Source organism: Streptomyces sp. NBC_00012, from assembly GCF_045040875.1.
GTDB lineage: Bacteria > Actinomycetota > Actinomycetes > Streptomycetales > Streptomycetaceae > Streptomyces.
In genome coordinates, this window is sequence record NZ_CP108309.1 from 8131239 (window position 1) to 8147612 (window position 16374).

The window sequence follows — 16374 nt, forward strand, 5'->3', positions numbered from 1 at the left end:
CGCATGCCGGGCGCGGCCGTGGCGGAGTTCGACGGTGACACCGTCGGGCGAGGCCGAGTCGATCGGCGTGCGGCGTGCGGCGTGCGGACCGGTGGCCGGGCGCGCCGCGCGGGCCGCCGACGAGGCCGTACTCGCCGTGCTGCTCGCCCGGCGCTGCCGCTGCGGTGGACTGTGCCGCACGTGTCACAACCGTTGACCGCCCGGAGTCCCGAGGGGTGTCCCGTAGCGTTGCCACGGAAGTGGCCGATGCCGTACTGCCGGGTCCATGGGGGACACCATGTGGTGGAGTGCGACCGCAGACCTTGTCGCGGGCACGGGCATCGCAGCCATCGGGGTGGTGTGCGTCGCAAGGGTGCGCCGCGTGCGTGATCTGCCGCTCGCGGCGCTGCCGCTGCTGCTCGGCGCCCACCAGATCATCGAGGCGGTGATCTGGCGCTCGGGCGGCGGTACCGGCCCCGCCACTCTCGCCTGGGCCGTCATCGCCCTGCCGGTTCTGCCGTTGTGGCTCCCGCTGGGGGTGCTGTGCGCAGCCCCGCTGCATGCCCGGCGCCGTCTGCTGGTTCCCGTCGCGGCCGGAATCGCGACCGCCGTCGTGCTCGCGTACAGCCTGGCGACGCGTCCGGTGACCGCCGAGATCCGTGGACACACCCTCGGCTACGCCCTCGACCTGCCCCGGACTCCTCGTCGGCGGATACCTCCTGGCCACGGTCGGTGCCCTGCTCCTGGCAGGGGACCCGGTGCTGAGGGGGGCTCGGCGTACTGGCCGCGGTGGGGGCCGCCGTCTGTGCGGCACTGTGGCGGCTGGAGTTCGTCTCGACGTGGTGCGCCTTCGCGGCGGTGTGTTCGGTGATCCTGCTCGCCCGGCCCCGCCAGGACCCCGCGACCCCGGCATGATCCAAACGAGAGGCCCTAGACCGTGCGGGGCAGGCCGATCGGGTTGGGGAACGGCAGCAGATCCGCCGCCAGCACCTGCCGGGCCGGCAGCTCCAGGCCGGCGAGCAGCTCGTCCACAGCGCTCTCGGCGAGGGGGCGCAGCAGCCGGGCGGCCAGCCGGTCGGTGGTGTCCTCGACGAGCTCCCGTTCCCGGCGGCCGCGTGGCGTGGCAGCCGAGTCCGCGTCGATCAGGCCGCGGGAGCGGAGCCGTTCCTCGGCGTCCGCCCACTCCGCCTCGCTCCAGCCCCGGTCGCGCCGGATGCCCTCGCGCGGGACACGGCCCGTGGCAGCGGCCAGCACGAGGGCCTCGGGCGCGTCGAGACCGTGGTCGGCGAGCGCGGCGGTATGCGCGTCGCCCCGGAATTCCCGTAGCGCGGTGGTGAGTTGCCACAGGCTCTCCACCGGGTCGGTGCGGTCGCACAGCGGGCGGTTGGCGGCGAACAGCGGGCGGGCCTGCGGGGAGGCGTCGGCCACCATCGCGGCGAGCGGCGGGGTGAGCCGGCCGGCGAGGGCGTCGATTTCCGGCACCAGCCGGCGCAGGGCGCTCGCGGCGAGCCGGGCGCGCAGGTCGATGAGCTTCTCGGGGGTGACGACCCGCCACGCGTCGGGCAGCGCACGGGCCACCATGCCCGGCGCGAAGACGCCCAGGACGGCGGTGGCGGCCTCGGGGCGGATCCGCCCCATGGGGGCCGTACGGGTGGCGAAGTACCCCATCCAGAAGCCCTTGAGGCCGACGGACCTCCCGATGCCCCGGCACTCCTCGTCGAAGTAGATCACTGTGTGGAGGGGCTCGGTACGCAGCCACAGGGTGCGGGGTCTCGACTCCATGCGGCCAACCTAACGCGCAACCGGCCGGCCGCGCCCGGCGGCGACGACGGGCGGGCGGGAGCCGAAGCCCCGGCCCACCCGTCCGGCGCGCACAACCCGACGGCTCAGCCCTCGGCGCCGAAGTGCCGGTCCACGATCGCGGCGGCGTCGGTGCCGCGCGGCAGGATGCCGTACTGGTGGCCGCGGCCCTCACCGAGCCGGGCGGCCACGAACGCCTCGGCAGAGGCGGCAGGAGCGTGACGGAGCATCAGCGAGGCCTGCAGGGCCAGAGCCATGCCCTCGACCGACGCCCGCGCCCGGGTCTGCGCCGCGAGCGGGTCGCGCAGGTCCTCGGCCAGTTCCCGGCGCACCCGGCGGACATGCGCGTCCAGTACGGAACTGGCACCGGCCGTGGTCTCCAGCTCGGTCCAGAAGGCGTCCAGCGACTGAGGTGTGCGTCCGATGCCCCGCAGCACGTCGAGGGCGATGACGTTGCCGGAGCCCTCCCACACCGCCATCACCGGCTGCTCGCGGTAGCGCCGGGCCAGCGGCCAGTCCTCGGTGTAGCCGTTGCCCCCCAGGCATTCCAGCGCCTCGTAGGCGTGGTGCGGTCCGCGCTTGCAGATCCAGTACTTGGACACCGCGGTGGCCAGCCGGCGGAACATCTCCTCGGACTCGCCGCTGTCGCTCTCGTACGCGTGGGCCAGGCGCAGCGAGGTCCAGGTCGCGGCCTCCGTCTCCAGCGCCAGGTCGGCGAGGACCGCCGTCATGGCCGGCTGGTCGGCCAGCCGGGCACCGAAGGCGCTGCGGTGCCGGGCGTGCCAGATCGCCTCGGACACCGACTGCCGCATGCCCGCGGTGGTGCCCAGGACGCAGTCGAGCCGGGTGTGGTTGACCATCTCGATGATGGTCGGGACACCGCGGCCGGGCTCGCCGACCCGTACCGCCCAGGTGCCGTCGAACTCCACTTCGGAGGAGGCGTTGGACTTGTTGCCGAGCTTGTTCTTCAGCCGCTGGATCCGGACCGTGTTGCGGGTGCCGTCGGCCAGGACCCGCGGCACGAGGAAGCAGGTGAGCCCGGCCTCGGCCTGGGCCAGCACCAGGAAGGCGTCCGACTGCGGGGCGGAGAAGAACCACTTGTGACCGGTCAGCAGATGGGCCCGGCCCTCGGGGTCGGAGGCCAGCGGGACGGCCCGCGTGGTGTTGGCGCGTACGTCGGAGCCGCCCTGCTTCTCCGTCATCCCCATGCCGAAGGTGAGCCCGGACTTCTCGCCCGGGGCGATCAGGCGGGGGTCGTACGCGCGGCTGAGCAGCCCCGGCAGCCAGTCCCGGCCCACCTCCGGGTCGCGCTGGAGGACCGGGACCACGGCATGCGACATGGACATCGGGCAGGCGTGGCCAGGCTCGATCTGGGCGAACAGCATGAAGGACGCCGCCCGTGCCACCGCCGCTCCGGGCTTCGGGTCGGCCCAGCCCGCGGTGTGCGTGCCGTAGTACACGGCCCCGCCGATGATCTCGTGGTACGCGGGGTGGAACTCGATCTCGTCGACGCGGTTGCCGTACCGGTCGTGGGTGCGCAGCACGGGCGGCGAGTCGTGGGCGAGCTCCGCGGAGGTCTGGAAGTGCTCGGCCCCGACCAGCGTGCCGATCTCGTGCAGCTCCGGCTCGTGCCAGGCCGCCCCGAAGGTGCGGACGGCCTCGGCGAGCGGCAGGTTGGTGCCGTACTCGTCGAGGTCCTTGCGGGGCGGTGACTGGTTGGTGACCTCGTGGGTCGGGTGCGGTGCGGGGGCCCCGGGCCGCAGGCCGGTCCGGTGCTGAGTGACGGTCATGACGGTGATCCTGTTCTGGTGGACGGTCGGGGCGGCGAGGGAAATGAATCGGGGGAGCCGTTACGGCGGGTGGGCGGCCCGGGTTCAGGAACTCCCGGCCCCGACCGCTCTGAGGCACAGCGCGGTGATGCTCTCCACGACGGGTCCCGGGTCGGTACGCGCGCCGACCGGCGAGAGCGGGCCGAGCAGTGCCTCTCCGACCGCACCGATGACGGCGGCGGCCGACAACTGAGCGTTCTGCCGGGGGAGTTCGCCTGTCGAGATACCGGCGACGATGATCGTCTCGGCGAGCATGTGGTAGCCGCGCCGGTAGGTGAGCCGCTCCTCCTCGACGAGCGGGTCGACCGGTTCGGCCAGCAGTGCCCAGGCCGTACGCGGGCTGCGCAGCGCACGGTACGAGAAGGCCTCGACGAGCGCGCGCAACTGCTCGGTGGCGCCGTGCCGCGCCTGCACGGCCTCCCGTACCGCCCCGAGCTCGTGGCCCGCGACATGGCGGAAGACCGCGGCGAGCAGTTCCTGCTTGGAGGCGAAGTGGTTGTACACACTGCCGGTGGCCACGCCGGCCCGCCGGGCGAGCGCGGAGATGCTGGCCGCCGGGTATCCGCCCTCCGCCAGCAGCTCCCGCGCGGCGTCGAGCAGCCGTTCGCGGTTGGCGAGCCGGGTCGCCTCGGTGCGGGCGGTGGGTCGGTAGGCCATGGTATGAACCCCGATTCATATCTTCTTTCGCCAGCCAACCACTGTTGTTCTCCGGGGGCAATGGCCCGGCGCGCAATCGTTCCCCGGACGGCCGCCTCGCGCGCGGCCGTCCGGGGCCGGTCAGTGATCGTCGGTGGCGGAACCGATCTCCTGCTCGGTCCACAGGGTCTTGCCGCCGGCGCCGTACCGGGTGCCCCAGTGGGCGGCGAGCTGGGAGACGATGTACAGCCCGCGCCCGCCCTCGTCGGCGATGCGGGCGTGGTGCAGATGGGGAGCGACGGGGCTGCCGTCGTGCACTTCGCAGGTGAGCGTGCGGTCCAGGATCAGCCGGAGCCGCAGCGGAGGTGCGCCGTAACGGACCGCGTTGGTGACCAGTTCGCTCACGATGAGTTCGGTCGCCTCGATCGTCTCCTCGTCGAGGTGCCAGCCGTCGAGCCGGTCGCGCACGAGCGTGCGGGCGACAGAGGGGGAGGTCTGGTCGCTGGGCAGCTCCCAGGTCGAGAACCGGTCCGGCGGAACGACGCCGGTGCGGGCGAGGAGCAGCGCGGCGCCCTCGGGGTGTGCGTCGGCCGGCAGGTTGTACACCACGTCGTCGCACAGGTCCTGAAGGCTGCGGCCGGGGTCGGCGAGGGCCTCGCGCAGGCCGGCCGGCTGCCGGCCTTCGGGTATGGGGGTGCCGGAGAAGAACGCCAGGACGCTGCCTTCGTCCAGGGCGAAGGTGGCGGTGGCGCAGGGGGCGCTGTCGCAGGAGAAGAGCCGGGGCCCCTCGGGTACGTCCAGGGGCGCCGTGGTGCCGTCGGGGGCGATGAGGCCCGCTGTCGCGTTCCCCGCCCGCGCGATGGTGCAGGTGCCGGAGAACGGGTCGTGGACGGCGTACATGCACGTGGCCGTGAGGGACTGTCCGAGCAGCCGGTCTGCGGGCGGCAGTGCCTCCCGTTCCCTGGCGAGGCGTTCGGCGGTGTCGGTCAGCCTGGCCAGCACCTCGTCGGGCTCCAGGTCGAGTCCGGCCAGCGCGTGCAGGGCGGTCCGCAGCTGGCCCATGGTGATGGCCGTCTGGAGCCCCGGTCCGTCGACGGCGCCGACGACCAGGGCGGTGCGGGCACCGGAGAGGCCGATGGTGTCGAACCAGGAGCCGCTGTTGCGTCCGGGCAGCAGGACATGGGCGGTCTCCACGGCGACGGTGTCGTCGTGGCCCTGCGGCAGGAGCCGGCGCTGGACCGTGGACGCGATCACATGGTCGCGCTCGTACTGCCGTGCGTTGTCGATGCTGAGGGCGACATGGGCGGCGGCCGTGAGCGTCAGCGGGAGATCGTCCTCCTCGAAGGGCTCCGACTCCCGGCACCGGTAAAGACTCACCAGTCCGAGGACCGCGCCGTGCAGTTTCAGCGGCGCCACGATCATGGAGTGGGCCCCGGTCGCCTCGATCAGCCGCGCGCTCTCGGGGGCCGTGCCGAGCCAGGGCGTACGGGCGCCGATCCGGACCAGGCGGGGCCGGAGGTCCGAAACGCTCAGCGCGTAGGGCGTACGGGCGGGCAGCCGGCGCATCTCGCCGACGAGGCCGTCCCGGTGGCCGTCCGCACCGTGCCCCCGCAGGGCCACACGGCGCAGCGGCACGTCGTGCCCCAGCGGACCCGGCGGCGGGTCCGCCCCCCGCAGCACCTCGTCCACCACCTCGACGACGGCCAGGTCGGCGAAGACCGGCACCACGGCCGCGACCAGCCCCTCGCAGGTGGCCGTCACATCGAGCGACCTGCCCACCCGGGTCCGCACCGCAGCCAGGCACGCGGCCCGGGTGCGCGCCTTCTCCTGCTCGTCGACGTCGACGACGGTGGCCAGCAGTCCGAGCGTCCGCCCCCGCGCGTCGTCCAGCCGGTGGACGGACACCTTGAGGCTGCGATCGGGGCCGGGCCCGTCCGCGAGCCGGCTGCGGACCACGAGGCCGCGCACGGCCTCCCCGCTGTCCAGAACGCCGCGCAGCATCCGCTCCGCCTCGTGCGGCCGCTCCAGCCGGTACGCGTCGGTGAAGTACTGCCCCGCGAGACGCTCGGCCGGGACGCCGTCGGTCAGGGCGTTCGCCCGGACCACCCGCAACTGTGTGTCCAGTACATGCAGCCCCACGGCGGACTGGGCGAACAGGGTGTGCAGGATCGCCGCACCCATACCGTCGTCCCCCGCCGACGCGGGGGCCGGTGCACCGGCGTCCGACACGGATTCACCCCCATCGGGTTCCGCTCCTGCCCGGATCGGCAGGTCAGGTAGGGACAAGCGTCGGTGCACCCTGCGGACTTCGCCACCGGGGGACTGCCCGAGGCCATTCCCGCGATATGGGAGTTGACTCTCATAAATTATGAGAGGAAGCTCTCACATCATGGATTCCAATAATCGCCTGGGCGATATCGAGATCACCGATCCGCAGGCCATGCGGGCGCTGGCGCATCCAGTGCGGCTGGCGATCCTCGACCACCTCCGGCGGCACGGGCCCGCGACCGCCACGCAGCTCGCGCCCGACGTGGGCGCGACGCCATCGGTGACCAGTTGGCATCTGCGCCACCTGGCAGGCTTCGGACTGGTCCGCGACAGCGAGCCGGGCCCGGACCGCCGCCAACGGCGGTGGGAGGCGGCGGCCGGCGGCTTCCGGTTCAGTACGCCGCAGGACCCGGCCGACGAGGAGGGCCGGTCGGCCTCGCGGGTGCTGTCGCAGGAGATGTTCCGGCGCTGCGCCGACCTCCCGGGCCGATGGGCCGCCGAGGTCGAACCCGCACTCGAAACGGCATGGCTCGGCCAGGCCGGCCTGGCCAACACCCGCGTGGTCGTCTCCGCCGAGGAACTCGCGGCCATCGAGGACGGGATCGAGCGCGTTCTCGCGCCGTACGTCACCCGTGACCCGGCCGAGCGGCCCACCGGAGCCCGCGGCGTCCGGCTGCTGCGCTACGTCCTGCCGGAAGGTGCCGAGGAGCAGACCGGGGAGACACCGTGACCGACCCGGACCGCGGCGTCACGGCATCGCTGTGGCGGGACCGGCGGTTCCGCCGCTTCTGGGCAGGCCAGTCGGTCTCCCAGTTCGGTGACCGGATCACCGAACTGGCCCTGCCCCTGATCGCCGTCGGCGCCCTGAACGCCACGGCCAACCAGGTGGCGTGGCTGACCGCGCTCATCTGGACCCCGAACCTGCTCGCCATGGTTCTGGGGGCCTGGGTCGACCAGCGGGCCCGCAAGCGCCGTCTGATGATCATCGCCGACCTGGTACGGGCGGCGGTGCTGCTCAGCCTCCCGGCGGCCTACCTCCTGGACGCGGTGACACTGGGGCAGCTGTACGTGGTGGCGCTGCTGACCGGCGCCGCCGGAGTGCTGTTCAACACCGCCTGGCCGCCCTTCTTCGTGCGCCTCGTGCCGCGTACGGCCTACCTCGACGCCAACAGCAAGCTCAGCGCCGCGCGGTCCGCGTCGCACGTCGCCGGCCCGGCCATCGGCGGCCCACTGGTCCAGGTGCTCACCGCGCCCGTGGCCATCGTGGTGGACGCCCTGACCTTCCTGGTGTCAGCGATCCTGATCAGCAGGGTTCCGGTCGCCGAAGCACCGGCCGCCGCCACGGCGGGGCCCTCGCTGCTGCGGCGTGCCAGGGACGGCCTGACCTTCGTCGTCCGGCACCCGGTACTGCGGGCCGGCCTCGGCTGCGCGGCAACCGTCAACTTCTTCACCTTCGTGGCGGGCAGTGGGCTGTTCGTGCTGTACGCCGACCGGAGCCTCGGACTGTCCGCCGGGGTGATCGGCATCGCGTTCGGGACCGGCGCGACCGGTGGCCTCCTCGGTGCCGCGCTCGCCCCGAGGATCTCGCGACGCTTCGGCCTGGGGCGGGGCATAGCCATGGGCTCGGTGCTGTTCCCGGCGCCGATCGCCATCGCCGCTGCCGCGGACGGTCCGCTCTGGCTCCGCGCAGGGGCCCTGGCAGCGGCCCAGTTCCTCTCGGGCTTCGGTGTCATGCTGTTCGACGTCAACCTCAACTCCCTCCAGGCCTCGGTGATCCCGGACGCCATGCGCAGCCGTGTGGCCGGCGCGTACAGCACGATCAACTACGGCGTACGCCCCGTCGGCGCCGTGGCCGGCGGGCTGCTCGCCACTTTCATCGGTCTGCGGGCGACCCTCCTCGTCGCGGCCGTCGGCGGAGCCCTGTCGCTGCTCTGGCTGCTGCCCTCGCCGATACCCCGCATCCGTTCCCTGGCCCCGGACGACGCCACGGAGGGCGACAGCCGGCCGGTGGCTCCGTGATCCGCAGGCAACGGACCGGCCCGGCGGGGACGAGCCCGAGCCGGTCAAGGGCGATCGTCCGCCCTCAGTCGAGGGCATCGCCCCGGGGCGCCGATCCGCCCAGGCCCTGGCGGTCGGGCACTTCGGCCACCGCCGACAGCAGAGGATCGGCGAGGGCCGCCGAGGACAAGCGCTCCAACGCGGCCGTGCGCCGGGCGAGTGCCTGCCCGCGCGGCTGCGGCGCCGCGGTGGTCACCCGTTCCAGCAACGCCCGCAGGCGCCGGACGACCTGCGGGTTGGACGACCCGTACATGAGCGTCTCGTCCAGCGCGAGGGAGACGAAGTCCTCCCATCCGGGCGAGGGGTACGACACCCGGGGAGTGCCGGTGGCGTCGAGCAGCCAGGCGTCGCCCAGGGAGCGCCGCGACAGTCTCAGGAGCGCGTCCTCGATCTGGTCCAGGGACTGCACCGCCGTCGTCGGGTCGTTCACGGCCGGTGACAGGGCCCTGACCGTGATGTCGGCCAGGAGCCGGAACCCGTACGGGGCGTCCTGCTCCACGGTGCGGCTGGGGCCGTACCGGACACAGCCGGCGACGCGCTTCGCCAGACGGGTACCCTTGCCGCCCAGGTCGTGTACCGGCTCCAGGAACGCGATGGTCCCGTGCGCCCCCACGAAGTCCCCGATGGCGTGGACGAAGCGGATCCGGAGACCGTGGCGGGCGGCGATCCGCACGAGCTTCGGTTCGTCGACGGAGAGCAGCACGGCCGGCCGGCCCCCGTGGACGACGGGGACGCGAGGGGCGCGGTGGGCATCGTCGGCGGTGGGTGGCGCGGGCACCGCGGGCCCCGGCGGGTACGTCTGGTCGATGACGGTGCGGAGCCGTTCCCCGACCGCGCGCGACAGGCCGCCGCCGGTCACTGCATGCCGCAGGGAACCCAGAAGGCGGAGCACCACGACGGAGTCGACCAGCACGAGCCCCACGGCGAGGGTGACGCCTCCCCGGGGGACGTGGGCCTCCTGCACCTGACTGAGGGCCACGAGCGCGTACAGGGCGGTGCCGATCAGGAGCCCGAAGAGCACGAGATACCGGCTGAAGTGTCCCAGCGCCGAGACCAGCCGGGGAGACATCGACTGAACGGTCTGGATCACGAGCGTGATCGCCGTGACGATGAAGCCGGCGAGTGTGATCATGCCGCCGGCGATGGCGGCGAGGGTCGCCTGCGCCGTGGACGCGTCGAACCCCAGTCCCGTGGACGGAAGATGCCGCTCCCAGCTGGGTACGGCCCACCCGAGGAAGGCGCCGAGCAGGACCAGGAGAACGGCCGCACCGCGGCTGCGCACGTTGCGGGCCCGGTGGGACCCGCTGCTGCGGCGGGGGGCCCGCGCGCGGGCGGGCGGCGTCATCGTGGGACGTGCGGGGAGCGCGCGGGGCGGGGCGGGGGTGCGGCGCTGCTCATGCCTCTCCTGTTCCCGGTGTCCGTCCCCGGTGTCTTCGCTTCCGGGACCGCCATCGTGGAACTCCGCCGCGGGTCCCACAAGCCGCGATGCTCCGGGCGGGCGACGGAGCACGGTGCGGCACGGGGTTCCGGTACCGGGCCGAGGGCTGCTCGTGATCAGTGGACAGCCCTTGGCGTCCCCCGTTCGGAGCAGGCCCGATCGTGCCGCGACGCACGGCGGAGGAGGGTGGCCGGACGCGTCCGCGCACGCGGGCCGGCAGGATCACGCGAGAGGGAGATCGAAGCGATGACCCGGAACCCGGACTCCAAGCCCGCACAGCAGTCGACAGTGGAGGGCAATACCGAGATCCTGCGGCGATTCCCCTTCGACGACACCCGGGACCTCGACGACGCGAGCCGGGGATTCATGGGGACCGCCGCCGAGACGGTGATCCGTGACGCCGGGGGCCGCACGGTCTGGGACCTCGGGGCCTACGGGTTCCTGACCGGGGACTGCCCCGGGACGGCGAACCCGAGCCTGTGGCGCCAGAGCCGCCTCACGGCCGGCCACGGCCTGTTCGAAGTGGTCGAGGGCATCTACCAGATCCGCGGCTTCGACCTGTCCAACATGACGGTGGTGGAGGGGGACCGGGGCGTTCTGGTGATCGACCCCCTCATCTCCGCGGAGACCGCTGCCGCCGCCCTCGCCCTGTACCGCGAACACCGGGGCGACCGCACGGTGACCGGCGTCCTGTACACCCACAGCCACGTCGATCACTTCGGCGGCGTACGGGGCGTGGTGACCGACGCCGACATCGAGGGCGGGGTGCCGGTCATCGCCCCCAGGGGGTTCCTGGCGCACGCCGTCAGCGAGAACGTCTACGCCGGTACGGCGATGGCCCGCCGCGCCGCCTACATGTACGGTGCCGCGCTGCCGAAGGGCGAACGGGGCCAGATCGGAGCGGGGCTCGGCCAGACGACATCGACGGGCTCCGTCGGACTGATCCCGCCCACGCTTGACGTCACCCGCACCGGTCAGACGGAGACGGTGGACGGCATCCGGATGGTCTTCCAGATGACGCCCGGCACCGAGGCCCCCGCCGAACTGAACATCCACTTCCCCGACCACGCGGCGCTCTGCATGGCGGAGAACGCCACCCACAATCTGCACAACCTGCTGACGCTGCGCGGCGCCGAGGTGCGCGACCCGAGGGAGTGGGCCCGGTACCTGACGGAGGCCGTCACCCTCTTCGGCGACAGCACCGACGTCGCCTTCGCCTCCCACCACTGGCCGGTACGGGGCCGCGAGCGCGCCGTCGAGTTCCTCACCGAACAGCGCGACGTCTACGCCTATCTGCACGACCAGACCCTGCGCATGCTCAACCAGGGGCACACCCCGCTGGAGATCGCGGAGGCGATGGAGATGCCTCCCGCCCTGGAACGGGCCTGGCACACGCACGGCTACTACGGATCGGTCAGCCACAACACGAAGGCCGTCTACCAGCGGTACATGGGCTGGTTCGACGGAAACCCCGCGCATCTGTGGGAGCACCCGCCGGCGGAGAGCGCAGAAAGGTACGTCGAGTTCATGGGCGGCGCCGACGAGGTGCTGCGCCGGGCACGCGAGTCCTTCGCGGCCGGGGACTTCCGCTGGGTGGTCCAGGTCGTCAACCATGTGGTGTTCGCCGACCCGGACAACGCCGAGGCCCGTGACCTGCAGGCCGACGCTCTGGAGCAGCTCGGCTACGGCAGCGAGAACGGCACCTGGCGCAACTTCTACCTCACCGGTGCGCTGGAGCTGCGCCACGGTCCGGTCGGCACCCCGACCACCACCGCGGCCCCCGACCTCCTGCGCGCCCTTACGCTCGACCAGCTCTTCGACGCCCTCGCCGTACGCGTCGACGGACCGCGCAGCTGGGACGCCGACATCTGCGTGTGCTGGAACGTGAAGGACGGGGAACCCGTCGGGATGCGGCTGCGCAACGGTGTGCTCACCCACGTGACGGGCCGCGGTCCCGCCGGCTGCGAGCCGGACGTCGAGGTGACACTCGACGAGGACGCCCTGCGCGCGGTGCTCCTCGGCGAGACACCCGTCGCCGATCTGGTGCAGCAGGGGAGGGCGAAGGCCGAGGGCGATCTCGCGAAGGTGAACGAACTGCTCGGCCACCTCGCCGGGTCCGACCCCGATTTCGCCATCGTCACGCCGTGAACACCGCCACCCGGTGGTGAACCCCGCCCGGGTGCCACCGGCGTGACTCCCGCACTTCGCCCCTGGTTCACCGGACGGTTCCGGAATCAAGAAATCCTTCTGTCGGCGGCCCCGCGGTCCGGTCCCGGACCGTCGCCGCCCGCACGAAGGAGAACGACGCGCCATGTCCCACCCCGTGCCCGAATGGGCCGACCCCCAGGTTCCCGCGGAGCAGCTCGACGCCCAGGGCCTCAGCCGCCGGGGGCTGATGCGCCGCGCCGGTCTGTTCGGTGCGGCCTTCGCAGCCGCCTCGCTGCCGCTGCCCGCGCTGGCCGACAGCCGGGGAGGCCGGTCCCACGGGCACGGGCACGGAAACGCCCCGGAGCTCGTCTATCTGGTCGGCGACCACCACAACCACTCCGTCTACAGCCACGACGCCAAGTACACGTTCTCCCAACTCGCCTCGGCAGGACAGAAGTTCGGCCTCGACTGGATGGTCTTCACCGAGCACAGCAACATCGGCCACGCCGAGTTCGGCGCCGCGCGGGAGCACCGGGAGATCCTCAGGGCCCGCGCCGACAACAAGCGCATGCTCATCTTCCAGGGGCTGGAGTGGTACATCCCCGGCGCCGAGCACTGCACCGTCTTCTCGCCGCCCGGACGGCACGAGGTCGACCTCCTCACCCGCTTCGAAAAGGCCTTCGACGGCAAACTGCTCGGCTACACGGCCGGCGCCCCGACGCACCCCGACACCCCGCGCAACGAGGCGCACGCGGTCAAGGCCCTCAAGTGGCTGGCCGAACAGCGCCGCACCCGCTACGTCGACGACGTCCTCGTCCTCGCCAACCACCCCATGCGCCTGGGCATCGACTCCCCGCACGAGATGCGCGGCTGGCGCGACGCCGCACCGGGGATCATGATCGGCATGGAGGGCGCACCCGGAGCCCAGGCCGGGGCGATACCGGGCTGGCACCCGGACACCAACGTCCGCGGTGAGTACACGAATTCGCCGTCCGCCGACTCCTGGCCCGGCTACCCGCGCGAGGCATACGTCACCTACGGCGGCTTCGACTGGGCGACCGCGACCGTCGGCGGACTGTGGGACGCGATGCTGGCGGAGGGCAAGCTCTTCACGATCACCTCCAACTCCGACGTCCACCGCGTCGCCCAGGACACCTGGGTCAACGGCGAGTGGCCGCCCGGCCGGGACTTCGACAACACCGGCCGCCTCCCCGACCCGTACAACACCACCGAACCGCAGCCCGGCGGCGACTTCTGGCCCGGCCAGTTCAGCCGTACGCATGTCGGCGTCACCCGGTACGGCTACCGGAACGTGATGGAGGGGCTGCGGGCCGGCCGGGTCTGGGTCGACCACGGCCACCTCATCGACGGCATCGACGTCAAGGTGCGCGGCGAGCACGGCAACAGCGCCACGCTCGGCGGCCGGCTGCGCGCCCGGCGCGGCGAACGGCTCACCCTCACCGTCACGGTGACCGCCGCCTCCCGCCGCAACCCGTACGGTGTGCTGCCGCGCCTGGAGCACGTCGACGTCATCCGCGGCGCGGTCCGCGGCCCGGCAGCCGACCGCGACGACTGGCACGCCCCCGACACCCGGCTCGCCCACACCGCCGACGTCTCGGGCCGCCGGGGCACGTACACCCTGCGCATCCCGGTCGGGCGCGCCGACGAGCCGTTCTACCTGCGGCTGCGCGGCAGCGACGGCAAGCGCCACGGGGCGGGATTCCTCGGCGCGGCGATCGACCCGCACGGCCCGCTGCCGCACGAGCCGGGTCGGGGAAACCCCTGGCTGGACACCTGGTTCTACACCAACCCGGTCTTCGTGGACGTCGTGCGCTGAGCCCGCGCGGACGGCCGGGGCGGCCCGACGACCGCCCCGGCCGGAGCCTCAGCCCTTCAGCGCCGCGGAGACCACGTCCCTGGCCTCCTCCTGCACCCGGCCGAGATGGCCGGTGCCCAGGAAGGACTCCGCGTAGATCTTGTACACGTCCTCGGTGCCCGAGGGGCGCGCCGCGAACCAGGCGTTCTCGGTGGTCACCTTGATGCCGCCGATCGGCGCGCCGTTGCCGGGCGCCTCGGTCAGCACGGCCGTGACCGGTTCACCGGCCAGCGTGTCGGCCGTGACCTGCTCGGGGGAGAGGCGCGCGAGCACCGCCTTCTGCGTGCGGTCGGCGGGAGCGTCGATCCGGGCGTACGCGGGCTCACCGAAGCGGGCGGTGAGCGCCGTGTAGTGCTCGGAGGGGGACTTGCCGGTCACCGCGAGGATCTCCGAGGCGAGCAGCGCCATAATGATGCCGTCCTTGTCGGTCGTCCACACCGAACCGTCGCGGCGCAGGAACGAGGCCCCGGCGGACTCCTCGCCGCCGAACCCGAGCGAGCCGTCGGCCAGGCCGTCCACGAACCACTTGAAGCCGACCGGCACCTCGACCAGCTCACGGCCGAGACCGGCGGCGACCCGGTCGATCATTCCCGACGAGACCAGCGTCTTGCCGACCCCCGCGGCCGCCGGCCACTGCTCCCGGTGGGCGTACAGGTAGTCGATGGCGACGGCGAGGTAGTGGTTCGGGTTCATCAGCCCGGCGTCCGGTGTCACGATGCCGTGCCGGTCGGCGTCGGCGTCGTTCCCCGTCGCGATCCGGTACCGGTCGCGCTGCCCGATCAGCGAGGCCATCGCGTACGGCGACGAGCAGTCCATCCGGATCTTTCCGTCCCAGTCCAGCGTCATGAACCGCCAGGTGGGGTCGGTCAGCGGATTGACGACCGTCAGGTCGAGCCGGTGCTGTTCGGCGATCCGGCCCCAGTACGCGACCGAGGCGCCGCCCAACGGGTCGGCCCCGATGCGCACTTCGGCCGCGCGGATCGCGTCCAGGTCGAGCACGGACGGCAGGTCGGTCACGTAGTTGCCGAGGAAGTCGTACGTCCCGGTGGTCGACGCCGCACGTGCACGGGCGTACGGCAGCCGGCGCACGTCCTTCATCCCGGCGGCGATGATCTCGTTGGCCCGCTCCTGGATCCAGCCCGTGGCATCGGACCCGGCCGGGCCGCCGTTCGGCGGGTTGTACTTGAACCCGCCGTCGCCGGGCGGGTTGTGGGACGGGGTGACCACCACACCGTCGGCGAGCTGTGCCGTCCGGCCCCGGTTGTGGCCGAGGATCGCGTGCGAGACCGCCGGGGTCGGGGTGTAGCCGTCGGCCGGATCGATGAGCACCGTCACGTCGTTGGCGGCGAACACCTCGATGGCGGTGACCCGGGCCGGCTCCGACAGCGCATGGGTGTCGGCGCCGAGGAAGAGCGGCCCCTCGGTGCCCCGCATCGCCCGGTACTCGCTGATGGCCTGGCTGGTGGCGGCGATGTGGTCCTCGTTGAACGCGGTGGCCGTGGACGACCCGCGGTGACCGGAGGTGCCGAACGCCACCCGCTGGTCCGGCTCGGCCGGGTCCGGGTGCAGCGAGTAATACGCCGTCACCAGCCGGGACACATCGATGAGATCCTCCGGCCGGGCCGGCTGTCCAGCTCGTTCGTGCGGCATCTGCCCACTCCTCCGTATCGGTCGGTCGTTTCGGTCGTCCCCCGTCACATTTTCGCGGGTGGCCCGCACCGGTCCGTGACTGCCCCGCCGAATTCCGCTGGCGGCCGGGCAGGGCCCCGGCATAGGTTCGTCCGCGACCACCAGCGGTTCACCGCGGATCGCGTACGACGGCGGGTTTCCGGCCGGACCAGGAGAGACGAGATGTCACGAGACGATTTCGGGCCGGACGGCCGGGTGCTGCTGCGCGAGGCCACCGCCGAGGACGCCGGGCCGCTGACCCGGCTCTTCCTCGACTCGCGCGCCGCGTCGATGCCGTATCTGCCGAAGGTCCACAGCGACGACGACACACTCGCCTGGATGACCCATGTGGTGCTGCCCGGCACGACGGTGCGGATCGCCGAGACCGGCACCGGGGAACTGCTGGGCTTCGCCTCCCTCGACGGAACCGAGCTGGAACACCTGTACCTGCGCCCCGACGCCCGGCGCCGGGGCATCGGCTCACTGCTCCTGGCCGAGGCGCGCCGGCTCGCGGCCGGTGAGCTCACGCTGTACGTCTTCCAGCGCAATACGGACGCCAGGGCCTTCTACGAGCGGCATGGGTTCACCGCCGTCGAGTTCGACGACGGCAGCCGCAACGAGGAGCGGGTACCGGACGTCCGGTACCGGTGGACGGCCGATCGCGCGTGATCCAC

General features: G+C 72.7%; 12 protein-coding genes and 1 pseudogene. 7 read left to right on the plus strand and 6 right to left on the minus strand.

Annotated elements, in window-relative coordinates:
• The first annotated feature begins 34 nt into the window (after positions 1–34).
• Both OHA19_RS36610 and OHA19_RS36615 read left to right on the plus strand, forming a co-directional pair.
• Positions 35–196, plus strand: coding sequence for a hypothetical protein (locus OHA19_RS36610; protein ID WP_405709058.1), 162 nt, complete (start codon positions 35–37; stop codon positions 194–196).
• 81 nt (positions 197–277) lie between these two features.
• Positions 278–894 (plus strand): annotated as a pseudogene (locus OHA19_RS36615) (DUF6629 family protein).
• Between the two features lie 15 nt (positions 895–909).
• On the opposite strand, the gene OHA19_RS36620 reads toward OHA19_RS36615, so the two are convergent.
• The 4 genes from OHA19_RS36620 to OHA19_RS36635 all read right to left on the minus strand — a co-directional run bounded on the left by OHA19_RS36620 (position 910) and on the right by OHA19_RS36635 (position 6473).
• The gene (locus OHA19_RS36620) at positions 910–1761 is read right to left on the minus strand and encodes an SCO6745 family protein (RefSeq protein WP_405709055.1); all 852 of its coding nucleotides are present in this window, start codon (positions 1759–1761) and stop codon (positions 910–912) included.
• A gap of 104 nt (positions 1762–1865) precedes the next feature.
• Positions 1866–3569 (minus strand): acyl-CoA dehydrogenase family protein, encoded by a 1704-nt coding sequence (locus tag OHA19_RS36625; RefSeq protein WP_405753017.1) that lies wholly within the window; start codon positions 3567–3569, stop codon positions 1866–1868.
• Positions 3570–3653: 84 nt separating this feature from the next.
• Positions 3654–4265, minus strand: a complete 612-nt coding sequence (locus OHA19_RS36630; protein WP_405709048.1) for a TetR/AcrR family transcriptional regulator — start codon at positions 4263–4265, stop codon at positions 3654–3656.
• A 120-nt stretch (positions 4266–4385) separates the two neighbouring features.
• Complete coding sequence (locus OHA19_RS36635; RefSeq protein WP_405709045.1) at positions 4386–6473, minus strand: SpoIIE family protein phosphatase; 2088 nt, start codon at positions 6471–6473, stop codon at positions 4386–4388.
• Positions 6474–6633: 160 nt separating this feature from the next.
• On the opposite strand from OHA19_RS36635, the gene OHA19_RS36640 reads away from it, so the two are divergent.
• Both OHA19_RS36640 and OHA19_RS36645 read left to right on the plus strand, forming a co-directional pair.
• Positions 6634–7242 carry an ArsR/SmtB family transcription factor gene (locus OHA19_RS36640; RefSeq protein WP_405709043.1) on the plus strand — a complete coding sequence of 203 codons (609 nt, stop codon included), beginning with the start codon at positions 6634–6636 and terminating at the stop codon, positions 7240–7242.
• Positions 7239–8531, plus strand: coding sequence for an MFS transporter (locus tag OHA19_RS36645; RefSeq protein WP_405709040.1), 1293 nt, complete (start codon positions 7239–7241; stop codon positions 8529–8531). Before OHA19_RS36640 ends, OHA19_RS36645 begins: the two co-directional genes overlap by 4 nt.
• Before the next feature lie 64 nt (positions 8532–8595).
• On the opposite strand, the gene OHA19_RS36650 is transcribed toward OHA19_RS36645, so the two are convergent.
• Complete coding sequence (locus OHA19_RS36650) at positions 8596–9915, minus strand: DUF2254 family protein (protein ID WP_405753020.1); 1320 nt, start codon at positions 9913–9915, stop codon at positions 8596–8598.
• Between the two features lie 339 nt (positions 9916–10254).
• Between OHA19_RS36650 and OHA19_RS36655 the strand changes: the two genes are divergently transcribed.
• Together OHA19_RS36655 and OHA19_RS36660 are read left to right on the plus strand one after the other, a co-directional pair.
• The gene (locus OHA19_RS36655; RefSeq protein WP_405709034.1) at positions 10255–12156 is read left to right on the plus strand and encodes an alkyl/aryl-sulfatase; all 1902 of its coding nucleotides are present in this window, start codon (positions 10255–10257) and stop codon (positions 12154–12156) included.
• 163 nt (positions 12157–12319) lie between these two features.
• The gene (locus OHA19_RS36660; protein ID WP_405709031.1) at positions 12320–13993 is read left to right on the plus strand and encodes a PHP domain-containing protein; all 1674 of its coding nucleotides are present in this window, start codon (positions 12320–12322) and stop codon (positions 13991–13993) included.
• 48 nt (positions 13994–14041) lie between these two features.
• Here the strand turns inward: OHA19_RS36660 and pgm are convergent, their stop codons facing one another.
• Entirely contained in the window at positions 14042–15682 is a 1641-nt protein-coding gene (gene pgm / locus OHA19_RS36665) for a phosphoglucomutase (alpha-D-glucose-1,6-bisphosphate-dependent) (protein WP_405709028.1), read from the minus strand.
• A 201-nt stretch (positions 15683–15883) separates the two neighbouring features.
• Here pgm and OHA19_RS36670 point away from each other — a divergent pair, with 201 nt between their 5' ends.
• Positions 15884–16369 (plus strand): GNAT family N-acetyltransferase, encoded by a 486-nt coding sequence (locus OHA19_RS36670; RefSeq protein ID WP_405709025.1) that lies wholly within the window; start codon positions 15884–15886, stop codon positions 16367–16369.
• Positions 16370–16374 lie beyond the last annotated feature (5 nt).